The 19,812-nt window shown below is 69.7% G+C and carries 19 protein-coding genes; 13 read left to right on the forward strand and 6 right to left on the reverse strand.

Annotation, left to right across the window (positions count from 1 at the left end; genetic code table 11):
- Nucleotides 1-83: 83 nt before the first annotated feature.
- The 6 genes from ACWH49_RS04265 to tolA are packed head-to-tail and all read left to right on the forward strand — an operon-like array spanning nt 84 to nt 4,561.
- Complete coding sequence (locus tag ACWH49_RS04265) at nt 84-1,649, forward strand: protein kinase domain-containing protein (protein WP_448170328.1); 1,566 nt, start codon at nt 84-86, stop codon at nt 1,647-1,649.
- Between the two features lie 2 nt (nt 1,650-1,651).
- Nucleotides 1,652-2,032 carry a TssQ family T6SS-associated lipoprotein gene (locus tag ACWH49_RS04270; RefSeq protein WP_448170329.1) on the forward strand — a complete coding sequence of 127 codons (381 nt, stop codon included), beginning with the start codon at nt 1,652-1,654 and terminating at the stop codon, nt 2,030-2,032.
- A gap of 24 nt (nt 2,033-2,056) precedes the next feature.
- Nucleotides 2,057-2,491, forward strand: coding sequence for a tol-pal system-associated acyl-CoA thioesterase (gene ybgC / locus ACWH49_RS04275; protein WP_448170330.1), 435 nt, complete (start codon nt 2,057-2,059; stop codon nt 2,489-2,491).
- On the forward strand, nt 2,488-3,171 hold the full coding sequence (gene tolQ, locus ACWH49_RS04280) for a protein TolQ (RefSeq protein WP_056464776.1): 684 nt from the start codon (nt 2,488-2,490) through the stop codon (nt 3,169-3,171). Before ybgC ends, tolQ begins: the two co-directional genes overlap by 4 nt.
- A gap of 1 nt (nt 3,172) precedes the next feature.
- Nucleotides 3,173-3,604: a protein TolR gene (gene tolR / locus ACWH49_RS04285; RefSeq protein ID WP_056464779.1), complete on the forward strand. Its 432-nt coding sequence runs from the start codon at nt 3,173-3,175 to the stop codon at nt 3,602-3,604.
- A gap of 9 nt (nt 3,605-3,613) precedes the next feature.
- Nucleotides 3,614-4,561, forward strand: a complete 948-nt coding sequence (gene tolA, locus ACWH49_RS04290) for a cell envelope integrity protein TolA (protein ID WP_448170331.1) — start codon at nt 3,614-3,616, stop codon at nt 4,559-4,561.
- Here tolA and ACWH49_RS04295 read toward each other — a convergent pair.
- From ACWH49_RS04295 to ACWH49_RS04320, 6 genes are all read right to left on the reverse strand, one after another.
- Nucleotides 4,545-5,342 (reverse strand): HvfC/BufC family peptide modification chaperone, encoded by a 798-nt coding sequence (locus ACWH49_RS04295; RefSeq protein ID WP_448170332.1) that lies wholly within the window; start codon nt 5,340-5,342, stop codon nt 4,545-4,547. The two genes, tolA and ACWH49_RS04295, sit on opposite strands and share 17 nt — an antisense overlap.
- Entirely contained in the window at nt 5,339-6,214 is an 876-nt protein-coding gene (gene bufB, locus ACWH49_RS04300) for an MNIO family bufferin maturase (protein WP_448170333.1), read from the reverse strand. The genes ACWH49_RS04295 and bufB overlap by 4 nt, the downstream gene beginning before the upstream one ends.
- Nucleotides 6,214-6,501: a BufA1 family periplasmic bufferin-type metallophore gene (locus ACWH49_RS04305; protein ID WP_448170334.1), complete on the reverse strand. Its 288-nt coding sequence runs from the start codon at nt 6,499-6,501 to the stop codon at nt 6,214-6,216. Before ACWH49_RS04305 ends, bufB begins: the two co-directional genes overlap by 1 nt.
- A 78-nt stretch (nt 6,502-6,579) precedes the next feature.
- On the reverse strand, nt 6,580-10,254 hold the full coding sequence (locus ACWH49_RS04310; RefSeq protein ID WP_448170335.1) for a hydantoinase B/oxoprolinase family protein: 3,675 nt from the start codon (nt 10,252-10,254) through the stop codon (nt 6,580-6,582).
- The gene (locus ACWH49_RS04315; protein ID WP_448170336.1) at nt 10,251-10,904 is read right to left on the reverse strand and encodes an aspartate/glutamate racemase family protein; all 654 of its coding nucleotides are present in this window, start codon (nt 10,902-10,904) and stop codon (nt 10,251-10,253) included. Before ACWH49_RS04315 ends, ACWH49_RS04310 begins: the two co-directional genes overlap by 4 nt.
- Nucleotides 10,901-11,446 carry a winged helix DNA-binding protein gene (locus ACWH49_RS04320; protein ID WP_448170337.1) on the reverse strand — a complete coding sequence of 182 codons (546 nt, stop codon included), beginning with the start codon at nt 11,444-11,446 and terminating at the stop codon, nt 10,901-10,903. The genes ACWH49_RS04315 and ACWH49_RS04320 overlap by 4 nt, the downstream gene beginning before the upstream one ends.
- A 152-nt stretch (nt 11,447-11,598) precedes the next feature.
- On the opposite strand from ACWH49_RS04320, the gene ACWH49_RS04325 reads away from it, so the two are divergent.
- From ACWH49_RS04325 to ACWH49_RS04355, 7 genes are all read left to right on the forward strand, one after another.
- Nucleotides 11,599-12,573 carry a TRAP transporter substrate-binding protein gene (locus tag ACWH49_RS04325; protein WP_448170338.1) on the forward strand — a complete coding sequence of 325 codons (975 nt, stop codon included), beginning with the start codon at nt 11,599-11,601 and terminating at the stop codon, nt 12,571-12,573.
- A gap of 41 nt (nt 12,574-12,614) precedes the next feature.
- Entirely contained in the window at nt 12,615-13,124 is a 510-nt protein-coding gene (locus ACWH49_RS04330; RefSeq protein ID WP_448174301.1) for a TRAP transporter small permease, read from the forward strand.
- Nucleotides 13,117-14,418: a TRAP transporter large permease gene (locus tag ACWH49_RS04335; protein ID WP_448170339.1), complete on the forward strand. Its 1,302-nt coding sequence runs from the start codon at nt 13,117-13,119 to the stop codon at nt 14,416-14,418. Before ACWH49_RS04330 ends, ACWH49_RS04335 begins: the two co-directional genes overlap by 8 nt.
- A gap of 819 nt (nt 14,419-15,237) precedes the next feature.
- Entirely contained in the window at nt 15,238-17,127 is a 1,890-nt protein-coding gene (locus ACWH49_RS04340; protein ID WP_448174302.1) for a GspE/PulE family protein, read from the forward strand.
- A 59-nt stretch (nt 17,128-17,186) separates the two neighbouring features.
- A complete protein-coding gene (locus ACWH49_RS04345) occupies nt 17,187-17,534 on the forward strand; it encodes a hypothetical protein (RefSeq protein ID WP_448170340.1) in 348 nt (115 codons plus the stop codon).
- A 90-nt stretch (nt 17,535-17,624) separates the two neighbouring features.
- Complete coding sequence (gene msrA / locus ACWH49_RS04350; RefSeq protein ID WP_448170341.1) at nt 17,625-18,377, forward strand: peptide-methionine (S)-S-oxide reductase MsrA; 753 nt, start codon at nt 17,625-17,627, stop codon at nt 18,375-18,377.
- Nucleotides 18,378-18,405: 28 nt separating this feature from the next.
- On the forward strand, nt 18,406-19,797 hold the full coding sequence (locus tag ACWH49_RS04355) for a phospholipase D-like domain-containing protein (protein ID WP_448170342.1): 1,392 nt from the start codon (nt 18,406-18,408) through the stop codon (nt 19,795-19,797).
- Nucleotides 19,798-19,812 lie beyond the last annotated feature (15 nt).

Raw genomic sequence — 19,812 nt, forward strand, 5'->3', positions numbered from 1 at the left:
GATTGGTGAGCACATGTGACGTAGCCGGTCTCCACCGCCCTGTTCGTGCATTCGTGCCGGGATCGCTCGGCTAAGCTGCCCGCGTGACACCGCTCGACCCTCCACACGCGTCCCGGCCGGGCGACGCGTCGTTGCCGCAGCCGGCCGACACCGGCCCCTGGGACGACACCGATCCGCGCAGCGCGGCCGCGGCGGACTGGCCGCCTCGGCGCCACGCGCCGTCCGGCAGCGTCCCGACCATCGGCCACATCGGCCGCTACGCGCTCAAGCACCGTCTCGGCGAGGGCGGGATCGGCACCGTGTACGCGGCGCACGATCCGCTGCTGTCGCGCCTGATCGCGGTGAAGACGCTGCATGTCGAAGTCCGCGAGGCCGAGCGCGCGTCCTTCAACGCGCTCTTCCTCAACGAAGCGCGCGCTGCCGCCGGCCTGAACCACGCCAACATCGTGACCGTGTTCGACGCCGGCATCAGCGACGACCGTGCCTACATCGCGATGGAGCTGCTCAAGGGCCGCGACCTGCGCCAGCTGCGCCAGGAGGGCTGGCGCGCCACGCCCGAGCAGGCGGCGCTGATCGTGCGCCGCGTCGCCGATGCACTCGGCTACGCGCACAGCAAGGGCGTGGTGCACCGGGACGTGAAGCCGGCCAACATCTTCATGATCGGCCGCACGCAGCCCAAGGTGCTGGACTTCGGCATCGCGCGGGTCGCCCACCAGCACGATGCGCTGCACGGCGGCCCGAGCGGCGAGATCGCCGCCGGCTCGCCGTACTACATGGCGCCGGAGCAGGCGCGCCAGGAGTCGGTCGACCGGCGCGCCGACGTGTTCTCGCTCGGCGTCGTCCTGTACGAATTGCTGACCGACCAGAAGCCGTTCCGCGGCCACACGCTGGACGAGATCACCGCCGCGGTGCTGAGGCACGAACCCCTGCCCGCGAACGAGATCGACCCCGCGGTGCCGCCCGCGCTGGCGGCGATCACCGCCCGGGCGCTCGCGAAGAACCCGGACCAGCGCTTCCGCTCCGCTCGCGCGTTCGCGCGCGAACTGCGCCACTGGCTCGACGAGAACACAGTCAGCATCGAGGTGGACACCTCGGATGCGACGCCCGCACCGCGGCGCGCCTTTTCGCTCGGCATCGGCGCGTTCGTGCTGCTGGCGGCGGGCGGTCTCATCGCATGGCGGTCGAACGAGATCGCGCGGGGCGCACCGGTCGCCGTGACAGCGACCGCGTCGTCCACCCCGGCGCCGAAGCCCGCGATGGTGCCGCCGCCGGAGTCGCCAGCGACCGCGGCGCCCCCGCTGCCGATCGCCGACGCGAGACCAACCGCCGCGTCGTCGCCCCCGCGCGCGCTGCCTGCGGCCCACCCACGCGTCGCGAAGGAGATGCCGGCGAAGCGCACACGCGAGCGCGACCTTCGCGCCCCCTCGCCGAGCGCACCCGCTGCCACCGGCACGGTCCGCGTCGCCGTCAGCCCCTGGGGCGAGATCGAGGTCGACGGCCGGGTCGCGGGCACCACCCCGCCGCTGACCGAACTGACCCTGCCCGCCGGCGTGCACCGGATCGTCGTACGCAACAGCGACCTGCCGACGCACGACGTGCAGGTCAACGTCACGCCCGACAAGCCGGTCATGTTGCGGCACCGGTTTTGAGCATGCGCTGGCCGGCCCCCGCGCTCGTCGCGCTGTCCATCAGTGGCTGTGCGCTTCCTCCGGCGCCGTCACCGGGCCTGATGGACGTGGCCGAACGCCCTGCCGAGAAGGCGCTGCTCGGCGGCATGCGGGCCTACGACGACGGCCAGTACGTGCAGGCCGAGGCGCAGCTGAAGCAGGCCCTGGCGACCGGCCTGGCCTCGCCGCGCGATCGTGCCGCGGCCCGCAAGCACCTCGCGTTCATCTACTGCACCAGCCAGCGCGTGCCGGCCTGCGAGGCCGAGTTCCGCGCCGCGCGGCGCGACGACCCTGCCTTCGCGCTGACCCGGGCCGAGGCCGGGCATCCGCTGTGGGGCCCCGTCTGGCTCAAAGCGAGGGATTGAGCGCAGCGGCGATAATCCACGCCGATGCATCAGCGTTCCACCCGCGACACCCCGCCGTACCGATTCCAACTGCGCGTCTACTGGGAAGACACCGATGCCGGCGGCGTCGTCTTCTACGCCAACTACCTGAAGTTCTTCGAGCGCGCGCGCACCGAATGGCTGCGCTCGCTCGGCCACCAGCAGGAGGCGATGCGCGCCGCGACCGGTGTGGTCTTCATCGTGACGGACACGACCGTGCGCTACCTGCGCCCGGCCCGGCTCGATGACCTGGTCGCCGTGACGGTCGAGGTGCGCCACGCCGGCCGCGCCCAGATGACGATCGCGCAGCAGGCCTGGCGTCAGACCGCCGCGGGCGAGGAACTGCTCGCCGAAGGCACGATCCGCATCGGCTGTGTCGATGCCGGAACTTTCAGACCCCAACGCATTCCGAACGCGATCGTCGAATCGCTGCCTACATGAACCAAGACTTCTCGATCCTCACCCTCGTCACCCAGGCGAGCTTCGTCGTCCAGCTCGTGATGGCGGGCCTGATGATCGCCTCGCTCGCGAGCTGGACCGTGATCTTCGGCAAGCTCTTCGGCCTGAAGCGGGTGCGCGCCGCGAACGAGGAGTTCGAGCGCGACTTCTGGGCCGGCAAGAACATCAACGACCTGTACGCTGACGCCGTCAAGCGCACCGACGGCTCGCCGATGGAGCGCATCTTCGCCTCCGGCATGCGCGAGTTCATGAAGCTGCGCGAGCGCCGCGTCGCCGACGCCGGCGCGCTGCTCGACGGCGCGCGCCGCGCAATGCGCGCGAGCTTCCAGCGCGAGCTCGACACGATCGAGGCGCACCTGTCGTTTCTGGCGACGGTCGGCTCGGTCTCGCCGTACGTGGGCCTGTTCGGCACGGTCTGGGGGATCATGCACGCGTTCGTGGGCCTGGCGAACATGACGCAGGTGACGCTCGCGACCGTCGCGCCGGGCATCGCCGAGGCGCTGGTCGCCACCGCGATCGGCCTGTTCGCCGCGATCCCGGCGGTGATCGCGTACAACCGCTTCGCGCGCGACATCGACCGCATCGCCATCCAGCTCGAGACCTTCATCGAGGAGTTCTCGAACATCCTGCAACGCAACGCCGGCGCGCCGGCGCACGCCTGACATGCCGGCCGTCAGCCACCGCGGCAGCGGCTCGCGCCGTCGCACGATCAACGAGATCAACATGGTCCCGTTCATCGACGTGATGCTGGTGCTGCTGATCATCTTCATGGTCACCGCGCCGCTGATCACGACCGGCGTCGTCGACCTGCCGAGCGTCGGCAAGAGCTCGAAACGGCCCGAGCACGTGGTCGAGCTGGTCGTCGGCAGCGACGACAAGGTCAAGCTGCGCCTGGACGGCAAGGACGGTGCGCCGGTCGCGATGCGCGACGTGGCGTCCCGCGTCACCGAATCGCAAGGCGGCGACAAGAACACGCCGGTGGTGATCTCGGCGGACAAGAACGTCAAGTACGAAACCGTCGTGAAGGTGATGGACACGTTGCAGCGCGCCGGCGTGCAACGGGTCGGCCTGTCGGTCAAGAACGGTGCGCCCTGAGGCCATCCGATGGACAGCGCGCTGACTCGTGACCCGTTCATGCCGAAGGCGCCGCGCGTGCGCGGCCGCGCGATCACGCTGGCGGTGCTGGCGCACCTGCTGCTGATCCTCGCGCTCGCGTTCGGCGTCAACTGGCGCAGCGACGAGCCGGCCACGGTCGCCGCGGAGCTTTGGTCGGCGACGCCGCAGGCCGCAGCGCCGCGTGCCGTCGAGCCGCCGCCACCGCCCGAGCCGACGCCGGTGCAACGGGCCGAGCCGGTCGCCAAACCCGCGCCGAAGCCGCCCGAGCCCGTTGTCGCGAAACCGCCCACACCGACGCTTCCCGACCCGCAGATCGCGATCGAGAAGGCGAAGAAGGAAGAGGCGAAGCGCGTCGCCGCCGAGCAGGAGGAACTGAAGCGGGAGAAGCGGGAAAAGATCGAGCGCGAGAAGTCCGAGCGCGAGAAGCAGGAACTCGCGCTGAAGAAGGAAAAGGAGAAGGAACGCGAGAGGGCCGAGAAGCTGAAGGCGGAGCAGGCCAAGGCGAAAGCCGAGCAAGCCAGGCTGGAGCAGGCGAAGAACGAGAAAGCCGAGAAGGCGGAAGCCGCGCGGCTCGCGGCGATCCGCGAACAGCAGCTGCAGCGCATGAAGGGAATGGTGGGCGCCACCGGCGGCTCGACCGACACCGGCACCGCGCTGCGCAGCAGCGCGCCGTCGGCCAACTACGCCGGTCGCGTGATGGCCCGCATCAAGCCGAACATCCTGTTGACCGACCCGGTCGACGGCAATCCGCGCGCGGAGGTCGAGGTCAAGCTCGCGCCCGACGGCACGATCATCGCGAAGCGCCTGGTGCAGAGCAGCGGCGCCAAGGTCTGGGACGATGCGGTGCTGCGCGCGATCGAGCGCACCGAGATGCTGCCGCTCGACAACGGCCGCGCGCCGCCGGTGTTCGTGATCGGCTTCAGGCCGCGCGACTGACCGGCGGCTCGTCGGTCACGCCACGCAGCCACGATTCGCGCAGCGCATCGGCGAGCCAAGCCGCGAAGTCGAACCCGTCACCGGCGCGTTCGAGCGCGCTCCCGAGGCTCACGCCGGCCAGCAAGTCCTCGGTCCAGGCGGCCGTGACCGCATCGAGCGGATGCACCACCGCCCGCCAGCCGCGACGCGCGACGAGCACCTGCTCGGCGCGTTCGGCGGCGATCGCCGCGCGCACCTGCTCGAAGGCCCGGTCGGCCGCCTCGCCCGCGAGCTGGTGCGCGGCATGGAGGGTCGCGATCGGCCAGCGCGAGCACAGCAGCGCGGCGCCGGGCATCAGCCGTATCCACAGCCGGGATGGATCGGCGGATTCGAGCAGGGACAGCGAGGCCGCCGCGAGCACCGCGTCTTCGGCACGCTCGTTGCGGTGCAGCGCCCAGTCGAGCCGCGCGCTGTCGCCGAGCCACGGCCAGGCGGCGAGCCCGCGGTGCGTGGCGACCCAGTCCGGCAGCGCCTCGCCCCACTCGCCGAGGTCGCCGCGCTGCGGCGGGTGTTCATGACGGAACTCGCGCGCCAGGTGCATGAAGTCATCGGCGCCGACCAGGGCCTTGACCGTCGGGAACGCGGCCGCGAGTGCGCGCTCGGCGATCGACTCGGCGTTGGCGCGGTACGCCTCCAGTCCGCGCGCCGCGCGTCCGCCCGACTCGCGCAAGGCAAGCGCCGCCGCATCGGCCGACGCGATCGCTGCCAGCATCGCGCGCTGCCGCCGCGCCTCGTCGTTCATGACGTCGCGACCCGCCACGCGATCGCCGCGGCGTGCCGCGCCTCGTCGAGCAACTGCTCGAATGCCGGCAGGTCGGTGTCCCACTCCACCAGCGTCGGCACCGCGCCGAAGCGGCGCAGCGCGTGCTCGTGCAGCGCCCACACGTCAGGCCGCACGCGGCTGCCGTGGTCGTCGATCACCAGGCCCTCGGCCTCGCAGTAGCCGGCCAGGTGGATCTCGCCGACGATGCCCGGCGGCAGCGCATCGACGAACGCGCGGCAGGCGGCCAGCGGATCGACCTCGGCGGCGTTCAGCGCGTTCACCATCAGGTTGTTGACGTCGAGCAGCAGGCCGCAGCCGCTGCGCCGGCACAGCTGCGTCAGGAACGCGGGCTCGCCGATCGCATCGTCCGCGTACGAGACATACGCCGACAGGTTCTCGACCAGCATCGTGCGGCCGAGCCGATCCTGCACCTGCTGGACGTTCGCGACCATGATGTCGAGCGCGGCGGGCGTGAACGCGATCGGCAGCAGGTCGTTCGCGTGGTGCACCGGCGCGCCGTGGCCCGATGCCGCACGCGCGAAGCAGGCGTGGTCGGAGACGCGCAGCGGCTCGATCCGCTCGACCAACCGCGCCAGGCGCTCCAGGTGCCACCGGTCGACGCCCACCGCCGAGCCCAGCGCGAGACCGACGCCATGCAGGCTGACCGGGTAGTGCCCGCGCGCCTGGCGCAGCACCGCGAGCGCGGCGCCGCCGTCGGCGAAAAAGTTCTCGGAATGAACCTCGACGAAGCCGAGCGCCGGCAGCGTCTCGAACAATGCCGCGTAATGCGGCTGGCGCAGGCCGATGCCGACGGACGCGGCCGGCGCGGCCAGCGCGTCCTGCCCGAGCATCACTTCTTGGCGATCATCGCCTTGGCTTCGGCTTCGGACTTGCCGCCGATCTTCTCGCAGGTGCCCTTGGCGACGTAGTTCCACTCGTCAGGCGCCATCGCCGTCTTGTTCTGGCCGGCGCACGAGTGGCTGCCGGACAGGTTGGCGCAGTCGTTGGTGCCGGCCTTGGCGATGCCGTAGCACTTCTCCTTCTCCTTGCCCTTGTCGTCGGCGGCATGGGCCGCCGACAGCACGCCCATGGCGAGGACGGACGCGAGCGCGCTGGATGCGATGAGGCGGGTGTTCATGGGTGCTCTCCACGGAAGATGATCGACGACGCGTATTTTGTACGCCCGCACGGCTGGGTCGGATGCGATGACCCCGCCTTACGCGGGTTGTTCGCCGAAACCGCCTCCGCCCGGCGTCTCGATCACGAACACGTCGCCCGGCGCCATCTCGACCGAGCCGATGTGATCCAGCGCTTCGCGCGTGCCGTCGGCCCGCTCGACCCGGTTGATGCCGGGCTGCCCGGCCGAACCACCCGCCATGCCGAACGCGCCGTGGCGACGGCCGTTGGACAGGATCGACGCCGTCATCGGCTCGAGGAAGCGCACGCGCCGCACGCCGCCGTCGCCGCCCTTATGCAAGCCGGTGCCGCCCGAGCCCTTGCGGATCTCGTAGCTGTCCAGGCGCACCGGGAAGCGGAATTCGAGCACCTCCGGGTCGGTCAGCCGCGAGTTGGTCATGTGGGTCTGCACGACGCTCGTGCCGTCGAAGTCGGGCCCGGCGCCCGAGCCGCCCGAGATCGTCTCGTAGTACTGGTAGCGTGCGTTGCCGAAGGTGAAGTTGTTCATCGTGCACTGCCCCGCGGCCATCGCGCCGAGCGCCCCGTAGAGTGCGTTGGTGATGCAGGTCGAGGTCTCGACATTGCCGGCCACCACCGAGGCGGGCGGGTGCGGGTTCAGCATCGAGCCATCGGGAATGATCACCTTCAGCGGCTTCAGGCAGCCCGCGTTCAGCGGGATGTCGTCGTTCACCAGCGTGCGGAACACGTACAGCACCGCGGCCATGCAAACGGCCGTCGGCGCGTTGAAGTTGTTGGTCAGCTGCGCGGAGGTGCCGGTGAAGTCGATCTCGGCGCTGCGCGCGGCGGCATCGACGCGGATCGCGACGCTGATCTGCGCGCCGTTGTCGAGCGGCAGCGTGAATGCGCCGTCCTTCAGGCTCGTGATCACGCGACGCACCGATTCCTCGGCGTTGTCCTGCACGTGGCCCATGTAGGCCTGCACCACGTCGAGCCCGAACTGCTCGACCATCCTGCGCAGTTCCTGCACGCCCTTCTCGTTCGCGGCGATCTGCGCCTTCAGGTCGGCGAGGTTCTGCTGCGGGTTGCGCGACGGGTGCGCGCCACTGCTCAGCAGGGCGAGCATCTCGGCCTCGCGGAGAACGCCGCGATCGACCAGCTTGACGTTGTCGATCTGCACGCCCTCTTCCTCGATGCGGGTCGAGAACGGCGGCATCGAGCCCGGCGTCACGCCGCCGATGTCGGCGTGGTGGCCCCGCGAGCCGACGTAGAACAGGATGCTCGCGTTGTCGGCATCCCAGACCGGCGTCACGACCGTCACGTCCGGGAGGTGCGTGCCGCCGTGGTACGGGTCGTTCAGCACGTACACATCGCCCGGCTGCATCGAGCCGGCGTTGCGCGCAACCACCGTCTTGATCGACTCGCTCATCGAACCCAGGTGCACCGGCATGTGCGGCGCGTTGGCGATCAGGTTGCCGCTCGCGTCGAACAGCGCGCACGAGAAATCGAGCCGCTCCTTGATGTTGACCGAATACGCAGTGTTCTGCAGCTGCAACCCCATCTGCTCGGCGATGTTCATGAACAGGTTGTTGAAGACCTCGAGCATCACCGGATCGACCGTGGTACCGATCGCGCGGCGCGCCTCGCGCGGCTGCACGCGGTCGAGCACCAGGTGGTCCAGCGCGGTCACGCGCGCCTGCCAGCCGGGCTCGACCACGGTGGTCGCGTTCTTCTCGGCGATGATCGCCGGGCCATCGATCAGATGGCCGGGACGCGTGGACTCGCGCACCACCAGCGCGGCGTCCCACCAGCGGCCGCCGCTGAACAGCTGCACGGTCGCGGCCGATGGCGCGGCGCCACCGGCCTCGATGGCGTGACGCGGCTCGGCCGGTGCGTCACCGGCGCCGACGGCCTCGACGGAGACGGCCTCGACGATCAACCGCCGCTCGCTCATCAGGAACGCGAAGCGCTGACGGTACGCCGCCTCGAACGCGGCACGGATCTGGTCGACGCTGCCGAACGGCACGACCAGCGCCGAATCGGTGCCCTCGTAGCGCACGTGCACGCGCCGGTGGATCTGGACCTGACCGCTGCTGACGCCCTGGCGCGTCAGCTCGTCGCCGGCCTCGTGCGCGAGCGCATCGACGCGCGTGGTGACGGCGTCGAGGGCCGCCGCCAGCGGCTGCCCTGGGATTGAATCGAGCACGAGCTCGATGGCCGCCTCGCGCATCACGCTCTGGTCCGCCAGCCCCATGCCGTAGGCCGACAGCACGCCGCCCAGCGGATGGGCGAACACGCGGTTCATGCCGAGCGCATCGGCCACGCGGCAGGCGTGCTGGCCCCCGGCGCCGCCGAAGCATTGCAGTGCATAGCGCGTCACGTCGTAGCCGCGCGCGACCGAGATCTTCTTGATCGCGTTGGCCATCGCGCCGACCGCGATGTCGACGAAGCCTTCGGCCACTTCCTCCGGCCTGCGTTTCACGCCGGTCGCCGCTTCGATCTCGGCGGCCATCGCGGTGAACTTGTCGGTCACCACCTGGGCGTCCAGCCGCTCGTTGGCCTGCGGCCCGAACACCTCCGGAAAGTAGGCCGGCTGGATCTTGCCGAGCATCACGTTCGCGTCGGTCACCGCCAGCGGCCCGCCGCGCCGGTAGCAGGCCGGCCCGGGGTTGGCGCCGGCGCTCTGCGGCCCGGCGCGAAACCGCGCGCCGTCGAACGACAGAACCGAACCACCGCCGGCCGCCACCGTGTGGATGCTCATCATCGGTGCGCGCATCCGCACACCGGCCACCCGGGTCTCGAACGCGCGCTCGAACTCGCCGGCGAAGTGGCTGACGTCGGTCGACGTGCCGCCCATGTCGAAGCCGATGACCCGAACACTCGTGTGTTCGTTGCCATTCCACGTGCCGAGATCGTCTGCGGCCAGTTGCGCCGTGCGCACCATCCCGACGATGCCGCCCGCCGGGCCGGAGAGGATCGCGTCCTTGCCCTGGAACGCGTGCGCGTCGGCCAGCCCGCCGCTCGACTGCATGAAGAACAGCTTCACGCCCGGCATCTCGCCGGCCACCTGCTCCACGTAGCGGCGCAGGATCGGCGACAGGTAGGCGTCGACCACGGTCGTGTCGCCGCGCCCGACCAGCTTCATCAGCGGGCTGACCTGGTGCGAGACGCTGATCTGCGTGAAGCCGGCTTCCTTCGCGAGCCGCTGCGCCGCGAGTTCATGCGCGGGGTAGCGGTAGCCGTGCATGAACACGATCGCGACGCTGCGCAGGCCGGCGTCGAACGCCGCCCACAGGCGCTCGCGCAGGTGCAGCTCGTCGAGCGGTTGCACCACGTCGCCGTGCGCGCCCATGCGTTCGGCGGCCTCGATCACCCGCGTGTAGAGCAGTTCGGGCAGCACGATGTGGCGGTCGAAGATGCGCGGCCGCTCCTGGTAGCCGATGCGCAGCGCATCGCGGAAGCCCCTGGTCGTGACCAGCAGCGTCGGCTCGCCCTTGCGTTCGAGCAGCGCGTTGGTCGCCACAGTGGTACCCATCTTCACGCACTCGACGAGATCGGGCGTGACCGGCTCGCCTGGCTGCAGCCCGAGCAGGTGGCGGATGCCGGCCACCGCCGCGTCGCGGTACTGCTCGGGGTTCTCGCTGAGCAGCTTGTGGGTCACGAGCGTGCCGTCGGGGCGCTTGCCGACGACATCGGTGAACGTGCCGCCGCGGTCGATCCAGAACTGCCAGCGCTTGGGGGTGGAGAGGCTTGTCATCTGGAGAGTCCCTGAAAGCGCTGGCGCAGCAGCGTGGTGATGTCGAGCACGGTGCGACCGGTGACGGCGCGCACCGCGGCGGCGTACGGCGGCATGTTGGTGCATTCGAGCACGATCGTCGAGAGCCCCGGGTGGCGGGCCACCAGGCGCGCCGCGGCGGCCACGGTCTGGGCGCGGGCGTCGTCGGTGTCCAGTGCCGGTTCGTCGTTCAGCAGCGTGCGGTGGAAGGCGCTGCCGGCGGTGAGCCCCTCGACCGGCGTATCGGTCGCGGCGCCCGCGGCGCGCAGATGATCGACTGTCAGCGAGGCGCCCTCGGCAGTCACGACGCCCGCGTCGCGCAGACCGGGGAGCTGCAGCAGGCTCGAGGTCCACACCGGCACCGGCAGCGCCGCCTGCAGCTCGCGCTGGAACAGCACGAGGAAGCCGCAGCTGGTCGCGATCGCGGTGGCGCCCTCGTCGACCAGCGCGCGGCCCGCGTCGATGAAGGGCTGCAGCAGCGCCGGGTCGCGTTCCCGCACGACACGCTGCGGCGAGGCGCCGCGCACCACGCGGTATCGCAGCGGAAAGTCGAACGTCAGCGGGTTGCCGATGTCGCCGACGACGCGCGGAAAGCGCGTGTCGAGCATCAGCACGCCGAGTTCGTGGGTCACAACGAGGTCGCCGCGCGCGCAGCCTGGTCGTACATGCCGGACATCGTGCGCAGCAGCCGCGCCATCTCGCCGATGTCGGCATTGCGCTCGGCGTCGAGGTTGTCGATCAGGCAGGCCTCGCGGACCTCGCGGTACTGGCGCACTGCCGCTTCGCCGGCCGGCGACGGGCTGTAGAGCACCTCCTTGCCGACCTTCTCCGCGCGCACCAGGTCGGCGGCGACGAGCTTCTTGAGCGAATACGCGACCACGTGGGTGTCCTCGTAGTTCAGCACGAAGCAGATGTCGGCCAGCTTCTTGTTGCGCTCGCGGTGCGCCAGGTGGTGCAACACCAGGACGTCGGTGATCGTCAGATCGGGGCAGCCGGCCGCGGCCATGCAGCGCATCGCCCACCGCGAGAACGCGTTCCAGGCGACGATCATGCCGAACTCGAACTCGGACAGCTCGACGCTCTTGGGCGAGACCAGGTGCGACGACGAGACGATGCCGCGCGAATGCGCCTTGCCCTTGGCGGACGATTTGGCGGTGGCGCGGGAGTCCTTCAACGGCAGCCTTCGAAACGTTGATAATTTATTGACAATTTATCGAAGTTTCATCGACACTGCAAGCCGGTAGAACAACCGATGCCCGCCCGACCGGCACGCTCTATGCTTTTGCGGCCCACCTTGTGGATCCAATCTCTTCAACCGGAGTGCTCATGAACCTGACACGTCGCCTCGTCTGCCTCGCCTCGATGCTCACCCTCGCGGGCACGGCCGCGGCCCAGACCAAGTGGGACCTGCCCGCCGCCTACCCGGCCAACAACTTTCACACCGAGAACCTGACGCAGTTCGCGGCCGAGGTCGACAAGGCCAGCGGCGGCAAGCTGAAGATCACCGTGCACGCGAACGCCTCGCTGTTCAAGGCGCCCGAGATCAAGCGCGCGGTGCAGGGCGGGCAGGCGCAGATGGGCGAGATCCTGATGGCCAACTTCCAGAACGAGTGGCAGATCTTCGGCATCGACGGCCTGCCCTTCCTGGCCGACAGCTACGACGCCTCCGCCAAGCTCTACAAGGCGCAGAAGCCCGCCCTCGAAAGGAAGCTCGGCGAGCAGGGGATGATGCTGCTGTACGCGGTGCCGTGGCCGCCGCAGGGCATCTACGCGAAAAAGCCGATCGCGTCCGCGGCCGACCTGAAGGGCCTGAAGTGGCGTGCCTACAGCCCCGCCACCGCGCTCATCGCCGAACTGGTCGGCGCGCAGCCGGTCACGGTGCAGGCGGCCGAACTGTCGCAGGCGATGGCCACCGGCGTGATCGAGAGCTACATGTCCTCGGGCTCGACCGGCTACGACACCAAGACCTACGAGTACATCAAGTTCTGGACCGACACCCAGGCCTGGCTGCCGAAGAACGCGGTGCTGGTCAACAAGGCCGCGTTCGACGCGCTCGACAAGCCGACGCAGGCCGCGTTGCTGAAGGCCGGTGCCGACGCCGAGGCGCGCGGCTGGGCGCTGTCGAAGGCGAAGAACACCGAGTACATCGACCTGCTGAAGAAGAACGGCATGACGATCGTGCCGCCGGCGCCGCAGTTGGTCACCGACATGAAGAAGGTCGGCGACACGATGCTGAAGGAGTGGCTCGAGAAGGCTGGTCCGGAAGGCCAGGCTGTCGTCGATTCCTACAAGAAGATGTGATGGTCGGCGCCGCCCCACTCCCTGCGGCGGCGCCCTCGGCGTTGCGCCGCACGCTCGACCTGATCTACGACATGGCCGCCGCGCTCGCGGCGGTGTTCATGGTGCTGCTGCTGGTGATGGTGCTGCTGTCGATCCTGAGCCGGCAGCTGCACTTCAACATCCCCGGCATCGACGCCTACGCCGGCTACATGATGGCCGCGACCGGTTTCCTCGCGCTGGCCCACACGCTGAAGAGGGGCGAGCACATCCGCGTGACGCTGCTGATCGGCTCGCTCAAGGGCAGCTGGCGCCGCGGCTTCGAGATATGGGCGCTGTTCGCGGCCTCGCTGCTGGCCCTGCTGGCGGCCTTCTACAGCTGCAAGCTGGCGTGGCAGTCGTATACCTTCCACGACATCTCGACCAGCAACGACGCCACGCCGCTGTGGATTCCCGAGCTGACGATGGCGATCGGCACCGTGGTGCTGGCGATCGCGTTCATCGACGAACTGGTGCTCGAGCTGCGCGGCCAGCGCGTCGTGATCACCTCCGAAGAGGCTTCTCACAATGAGTGACTTCGCGATCACGGCGCTGTTGATCGCGTCGCTGTTTCTGATCCTCGGCAGCGGTGTCTGGATCGGCCTCACGCTCTCGGGCGTCGCGTGGATCGGCATGCAACTGTTCAGCTCGCGCCCGGCCGGCGACGCGATGGCGGTGACGATCTGGGGTTCGTCGTCGAGCTGGACGCTGACCGCATTGCCCCTGTTCATCTGGATGGGCGAGATCCTGTTCCGCACCCGGTTGAGCCAGGACATGTTCAAGGGCCTGGCGCCATGGATGCAGGCGCTGCCCGGTCGGCTGCTGCACGTCAACGTGGTCGGCTGCGCGATTTTCGCGGCGGTCTCGGGCTCGAGCGCCGCCACCTGCGCGACCATCGGCAAGATGAGCCTGCCGGAGCTGAACAAGCGCGGCTACCCGGACATCATGTCGGTCGGATCGCTCGCCGGCGCCGGCACGCTCGGCCTGCTGATCCCGCCCAGCATCATCATGATCGTCTACGGCGTCACCGCCGACGTCTCGATCTCGCAGCTGTTCATCGGCGGCGTGATCCCGGGCGTGATGCTGGCAGGGATCTTCTCGCTCTACATCGCGTTCTGGTCGCTGACCCACAAGGACCAGATCCCGCCGGCCGACGCGACGATGACGCTGGGCCAGAAGCTGCACGAGTCGCGCCACCTGATCCCGGTCGTGCTGCTGATCGCCGCGGTGCTGGGCTCGATCTATAGCGGCATCGCCACCGCCACCGAGGCCGCCGGGCTGGGCGTCGTCGGCTCGCTGATCCTGTCGGTGCTGCAGGGTTCGATGAGCTGGGCCACGTTCAAGGACTCGCTGATGGGCGGCACGCGGCTGTACTGCATGATTGCGCTGATCCTGGCCGGTGCCGCGTTCCTGACGCTGAGCATGGGCTACATCGGCCTGCCGCGGCATCTGGCCGAGTGGATCGGCGGCCTCGGTCTGACCCGGTTCCAGCTGATCATGGCGCTGACCGCGTTCTTCGTCGTCCTGGGCTGCTTTCTCGACGGCATCTCGATGGTGGTGCTGACGATGGGCGTGATCATGCCGACGGTGCAGAAGGCCGGCATCGACCCGCTGTGGTTCGGCATCTTCATCGTGATCGTGGTCGAAATGGCGCAGGTCACGCCGCCGGTGGGCTTCAACCTGTTCGTGCTGCAGGGCATGACGAACCGCAGCATCGTCTACATCGCCCGCGCCGCCTTGCCCTTCTTCCTGCTGATGGTCGCGATGGTCGTGCTGCTGTACGTCTTCCCGCAGATCGTCACCTACCTGCCGCTGCACATGCGGGGCTGAACGGGCCTGCCGGCGCAGAACTGGGCGGCCGGAACCGCGCATTTCGGGGTTTCGCGCGGACCCGGCACCGGCATCATCGATGCGGATGGAAAGTCGGCGAGCGCTGCCCCGGGTGCAGCGCGTCGATTCGCCCGCAACGAGGACGCCGCGATGGCAGACATGTCGATTCCCCTGGACTGCGATCTGAGCCTGGCCGCCAGCGGCGGCGCCGATCCCGGCTTCGCGGCCAAGGCCCGGCGCGAGCCGTTCTGCTGGCCCACACCCCCGTACGCCTCGTACCCCATCGCTGCGCCGCAGACCGACCCCGAGCCGTGCGAGATCGTCGGCCTCAACAATGTCCGCACGACCGGACGCCTGACCTTCTTCGTGCCGGAAGAAGGCGTCGCGCACGTGCAGCTGCAGAAGGCCCGCACCACCGTGCCGTTGCGCTTCGACCAGTTCCGCTCGCTCACGCTGACCGACCCGCTTGTCCCGGGTCACCTCGCCGCCGGCGATCCGCACGCGGGCCTGCTCGCGCACCGCACCAGCTCGCTCTACCAGCTGACGCTGAAGGGCGGCGTCGAAGTGACCGGCAACACGGTCGGCCATGTCGAGAACGACCTGGGCCTGTTCCTGTTCCCGCCCTGCGCGGAGTCGGGCTCGGCGGACGACGACGGCAGCGTCACCCGCAGCTTCATCCCCCGCAGCGCCTACACGCATTTCGAGATCGGCTCCAGCATCGGCGAGCTGCTGGTCGAGCAGCACAGCGCCACGCCGGCGCAGATCGAGCAGGCCATCGACGTGCAGCAGCAGCTGCGCAATCGCAAGCTCGGCGACGTGCTGGTCACGCGCGAGGTCGTCACGCCGGCGCAGCTGCTGGAAGCGATCGACCGCCAGGCCAAGATGCCGATGGTGCGGATCGGCGAGGCGCTGGTCTCGCTCGGCATGATCAACGGGAAGCAGCTCGACGAGGCGCTGGCCCAGCAACAGAACGACCGCAGCGTGCCGCTCGGCGAATTGCTGGTGCGCATGGGCGTGGTCTCGCGCGAGGACCTGCAGATCGCGCTGGCCCGCAAGATGGGCTACCCGCTGGTCGACATCGAGACCTTCCCGGCCGAGGCCGAGGCACTGCGACGGCTGAGTTACCAGGTGGCCTCGCGCCTGCAGGTGATGCCGCTGCTGCTGCGCGACGGGCGGCTGGTCGTCGCGATGGACGATCCGGCGCGCCGCCGCGCCGCGGTCGAAGAGGTCGAATTCAGCGCCCAGATCAAGGTGGTGCCGGTGCTGGCCGACGGCCGCCTGATCGGCCCGGCCCTGCACCTCGCGTACGAGAAGATCGGTGCCGTCGACGGCCCGGTCCGCACGATCGGCGAGGACGCGGCGATGTCGTTGAAGTTCGACCTGCCGGACACCGACAAGCTGGTCGAGACCCTCGAGAAGGAGGGCCTGGAGCGCGCCGGCGACGACGACCGGCCGATCGAGCAGTCCGACAACTCGCTGGTGCGCCTGCTCAACAACATGATCATCGAGGCGAACCGCGAGGGCGTCTCGGACATCCACATCGAGAGCTACCCGGGCCGCGAGAAGATCCGCGTGCGCTTCCGCAAGGACGGCGTGCTGCGCACCTACCTCGAGTTGCCGCCGAACTACCGCAACGCGCTGATCGCCCGCGTCAAGATCATGTGCGACCTCGACATCTCCGAGCGCCGCAAGCCTCAGGACGGCAAGATCAACTTCGCCAAGTTCTCGCCGCAGCACAAGCTGGAACTGCGGATCGCGACGATCCCGACCAACCACGGCCTCGAGGACGTGGTGATGCGGCTGCTGACCTCCGCCAAGCCGATGCCGGTGGACCGCCTGGGGCTGTCCGCCGACAACCTCGCGCGCCTGAAGCACGCGGTCGAACGCCCGTACGGCATGGTGCTGTGCGTCGGCCCGACCGGCTCGGGCAAGACCACCACGCTGCACTCCGCGCTCAGCCACATCAACGTGCCCGAGCGCAAGATCTGGACCGCCGAGGATCCGATCGAGATCACCCAGCCCGGCCTGCGCCAGGTGCAGGTCAACCCGAAGATCGACTGGACCTTCGCGAAGGCCCTGCGTGCGTTCCTGCGCGCCGACCCGGACGTCATCATGGTCGGCGAAATCCGCGACCAGGAGACGGCGCAGATGGTCGTCGAGGCCTCGTTGACCGGCCACCTGGTGATGAGCACGCTGCACACCAACAGCGCGCCCGAAACGGTGACGCGCCTGCTCGACATGGGGCTGGACCCGTTCAACTTCGGCGACTCGCTGCTGGCCGTGCTGGCCCAGCGCCTGGTGCGAAAGTTGTGCACCCATTGCCGCACGGCCAAGCCGGCGACCAAGGACCAATCGGACGAACTGATCGGCGACTACATGCAGGCCTTCGGCAGCGAGCCTGCGGTGCAGCGCGACGCCGTGCTGGCCGGCTGGGCCCAGCGCAACAGCCGTGGCGGCCGTCTGATGCTGCACCACAGCCCCGGCTGCATCGAGTGCGACCAGACCGGTTTCAAGGGCCGCGCCGGCATCCACGAACTGATGGTCGTCTCGCGCGAAGTGCGACGCATGATCCAGACCCGCGCGCCGGCCGAGACGCTGCAGCGCATCGCGATGGCCGAGGGCATGCGCACGCTGCGCCAGGACGGCATCGACAAGGTGCTCGACGGTGTCACGACGATCGAGGAAGTGCGCGCCACAAGCAACGTGTGACGCGCCGCTAGAATCCTCAGCCCGGCGTCACTCGGCGCCGCGCCCCTGAAGGATTCGACGTGGATTTGAAGCTGCCGATCAAGATATTCGACGAACTGACCGAATCGGTGATCGAGTCGACCGGCATGCTCGACCTGGCCAGCGGCGAGATCCGCAGCGTCGAGTACGACGACTACAACGCCGAGACATCCGGCCTGCCCGCCGAGGACAAGACCTACGAGTTCACCTCGGGCCTGTTGACCAACGGCTCGAAGGATGTCGAATTCCGGATCGAGGTCGACGTGACGTCGGGCCTGTATTCGGTGACGCCGAGCGAACTGCTGGAGCTCAAGGGCCGCGCCGCGAAGCTGTTCACCGCCGGGCCGACCGATGCGGCCCCCACGATCGCGCCCCGCAAGTCGCGCTGACCGCGGGGCCCCACCGCGGGCAGGGTGTAAGAAGCCCGCCGCCCGGGCGACTTCCGACGGACCCGACAATCCGCGCAGGAGTTGCCCGCCATGAACCGTACGCCCCCTCTTCCCCGCCGTGCCTTCGTCTCGACGCTGGTCGGCGCCACCGTGGCGATCGGCGCCGCCGCGATCGTCGGCATGCCGATGTCGACCCGCGCGGCCGCCGAGGCCGTCTTCAAGATCCCGCCGCTGGCCGATCCCGGGCGCACCGATGCCGGCGCCTCCTCGGCGACCGCGGTGTTCGCCGGCGGCTGCTTCTGGGGCGTGCAGGGTGTGTTCCAGCACACCAAGGGCGTGCTCAACGCCGTCTCGGGCTACGCCGGCGGCAGCAAGGCCACGGCGCGCTACGAGCTGATCGGCAGCGGCCTGACCGGCCACGCCGAGGCGGTGCAGGTCACCTACGACCCGCGCCAGGTGTCGTACGCGCAGCTGCTGCAGATCTTCTTCTCGGTCATCCACGACCCGACCCAGCTGAACCGCCAGGGCCCGGACCGCGGCACCCAGTACCGCTCGGCCGTGTTCACGACCGACGCGGCGCAGAAGCAGGCCGCCGAGCGCTACATCGCGCAGCTCGACGCGGCCAAGGTCTATCCCGCGAAGATCGTCACCCAGGTCGGCCCGCTGGTCGCGTTCTACCCGGCCGAGGACTATCACCAGGACTATGCGACGCTGCACCCCGACTCCGGCTACATCGCCACCTTCGACCTGCCCAAGATCGCCGCGCTGAAGACGATGTTCGCCGCGCAGTACCGCGCCGAGCCGGTGCTGGTCGGCCAGCGGGGCGTGGCCGCCCGCAACTGAGGGGCGTCGATGCGGTAAGGTCGCGCCGATGCTCTTCGGCCTGACCACCGCTTACTGGTTGACCGTCCACGGTTTCGTGACCATCGTCGCGGTGCTGCTGTACGCGATCACCGCGCACGTGCTGCAGCAGCGCCGCCATCCCACCGCCGCGATCGCCTGGGTGCTGTTCATCGTGCTGGCGCCGTACGTCGCGCTGCCCGCGTTCCTCACCTTCGGCTCGCGCAAGCAGGCCCGCCCGCGCAACCGGCCGCTGCTGGCACCGCCGGCCACCGATGCCGAGGGGCCCTGGGCGATCCAGACCGCACTCGCGCTCGGCCAGCCCGAACCCCAGGCCTACGAGGACCTGCACATCCACGCCGATGGCCCGGCCGCGCTCGCGGCGCTGTGGGGCACGATCGCCGGCGCGCGCCACACGATCGACCTGTGCACCTTCATCGTCGGCCGCGACGCGGTCGGCTACACGCTGATCGAGCGCCTGAGCGCGAAGGCGCGCAGCGGCGTGCAGGTGCGCGTGATGGTCGACGGGCTGGGCAGCCTGATGCGCAGCCGCCCCGACCTGCGCGCGCTGCGCGACGCCGGCGTGGCCTACCTGCTGTTCGTGCCGCCGCTGCATTCGCCGCTGAAGGGCCGCACCAACCTGCGCGACCACCGCAAGATGCTGGTCGCCGACGCCGGCTTCGAGACGCAACGGCTGTGGTCCGGCGGGCGCAACCTGGCGAGCGAATACTTCACCGGGGAGCCCGGCCGGCCGCCCTGGCACGACCTGAGCTTCGACCTGGGCGGCCCGTTCGTCGCGCAGGCCGGCGCGCTGTTCGAGCACGACTGGGCGTTCGCCGGAGGCCTGCCGCGATCGCCGTTGCCGATCGGTCCGACCGACCCGCTGTCGCACTGCGCGCAGCTGATCGCGTCCGGCCCGGACCAGGCCGACGACACCGTCTACTCGCTGCTGATCACCGCCGCCTACCGGGCGCGGCGCCGGATCGCGCTGATCACGCCGTACTTCGTCCCCGACGCCGCACTGCTGACTGCGCTGTGCCTGGCGGCCCGGCGCGGCGTGCAGGTCGACTTGCTCATGCCGTCGCGCTCGAACCACCGGTTGTCCGACATCGCCCGCCGCCGCGCATTGCGCGCGCTTGCCGCCGCCGGCGGGCGGCTCTGGACCGTGCCGCACATGCAGCACGCCAAGCTCGTGATCGTCGACGAGACGCTGGCGCTGGTCGGCTCGACCAACCTCGACAGCCGCAGCCTGTTCCTGAACTACGAGCTGATGGTGGCGTTCCACGACCGCGCCGCGATCACGGGCTTCGCCGCCTGGTTCGAGACCGAATGCGCCGAGGCGCACGCGCTGGTCCCGCGGCGCGCCGGGCTGCTCACCGACGTCGGTGAAGGGCTGGTGCTGTGGCTCGGGTTTCAGCTCTGACGCGTCCCGTCCGGT

This window comes from Rhizobacter fulvus (assembly GCF_964020785.1).

Bases quoted from the DNA above. Each gene is read 5' to 3' on its own strand.
- ACWH49_RS04325 (WP_448170338.1), top strand. From the start codon at position 11,599: ATGAACCTGACACGTCGCCTCGTCTGCCTCGCCTCGATGCTCACCCTC.
- ACWH49_RS04335 (WP_448170339.1), top strand. From the start codon at position 13,117: ATGAGTGACTTCGCGATCACGGCGCTGTTGATCGCGTCGCTGTTTCTG.
- tolA (WP_448170331.1), top strand. From the start codon at position 3,614: ATGGACAGCGCGCTGACTCGTGACCCGTTCATGCCGAAGGCGCCGCGC.
- ACWH49_RS04310 (WP_448170335.1), bottom strand. From the start codon at position 10,254: ATGACAAGCCTCTCCACCCCCAAGCGCTGGCAGTTCTGGATCGACCGC.
- tolQ (WP_056464776.1), top strand. From the start codon at position 2,488: ATGAACCAAGACTTCTCGATCCTCACCCTCGTCACCCAGGCGAGCTTC.
- ybgC (WP_448170330.1), top strand. From the start codon at position 2,057: ATGCATCAGCGTTCCACCCGCGACACCCCGCCGTACCGATTCCAACTG.
- ACWH49_RS04355 (WP_448170342.1), top strand. From the start codon at position 18,406: ATGCTCTTCGGCCTGACCACCGCTTACTGGTTGACCGTCCACGGTTTC.
- ACWH49_RS04305 (WP_448170334.1), bottom strand. From the start codon at position 6,501: ATGAACACCCGCCTCATCGCATCCAGCGCGCTCGCGTCCGTCCTCGCC.
- tolR (WP_056464779.1), top strand. From the start codon at position 3,173: ATGCCGGCCGTCAGCCACCGCGGCAGCGGCTCGCGCCGTCGCACGATC.
- bufB (WP_448170333.1), bottom strand. From the start codon at position 6,214: ATGCTCGGGCAGGACGCGCTGGCCGCGCCGGCCGCGTCCGTCGGCATC.
- ACWH49_RS04270 (WP_448170329.1), top strand. From the start codon at position 1,652: ATGCGCTGGCCGGCCCCCGCGCTCGTCGCGCTGTCCATCAGTGGCTGT.
- ACWH49_RS04295 (WP_448170332.1), bottom strand. From the start codon at position 5,342: ATGAACGACGAGGCGCGGCGGCAGCGCGCGATGCTGGCAGCGATCGCG.
- msrA (WP_448170341.1), top strand. From the start codon at position 17,625: ATGAACCGTACGCCCCCTCTTCCCCGCCGTGCCTTCGTCTCGACGCTG.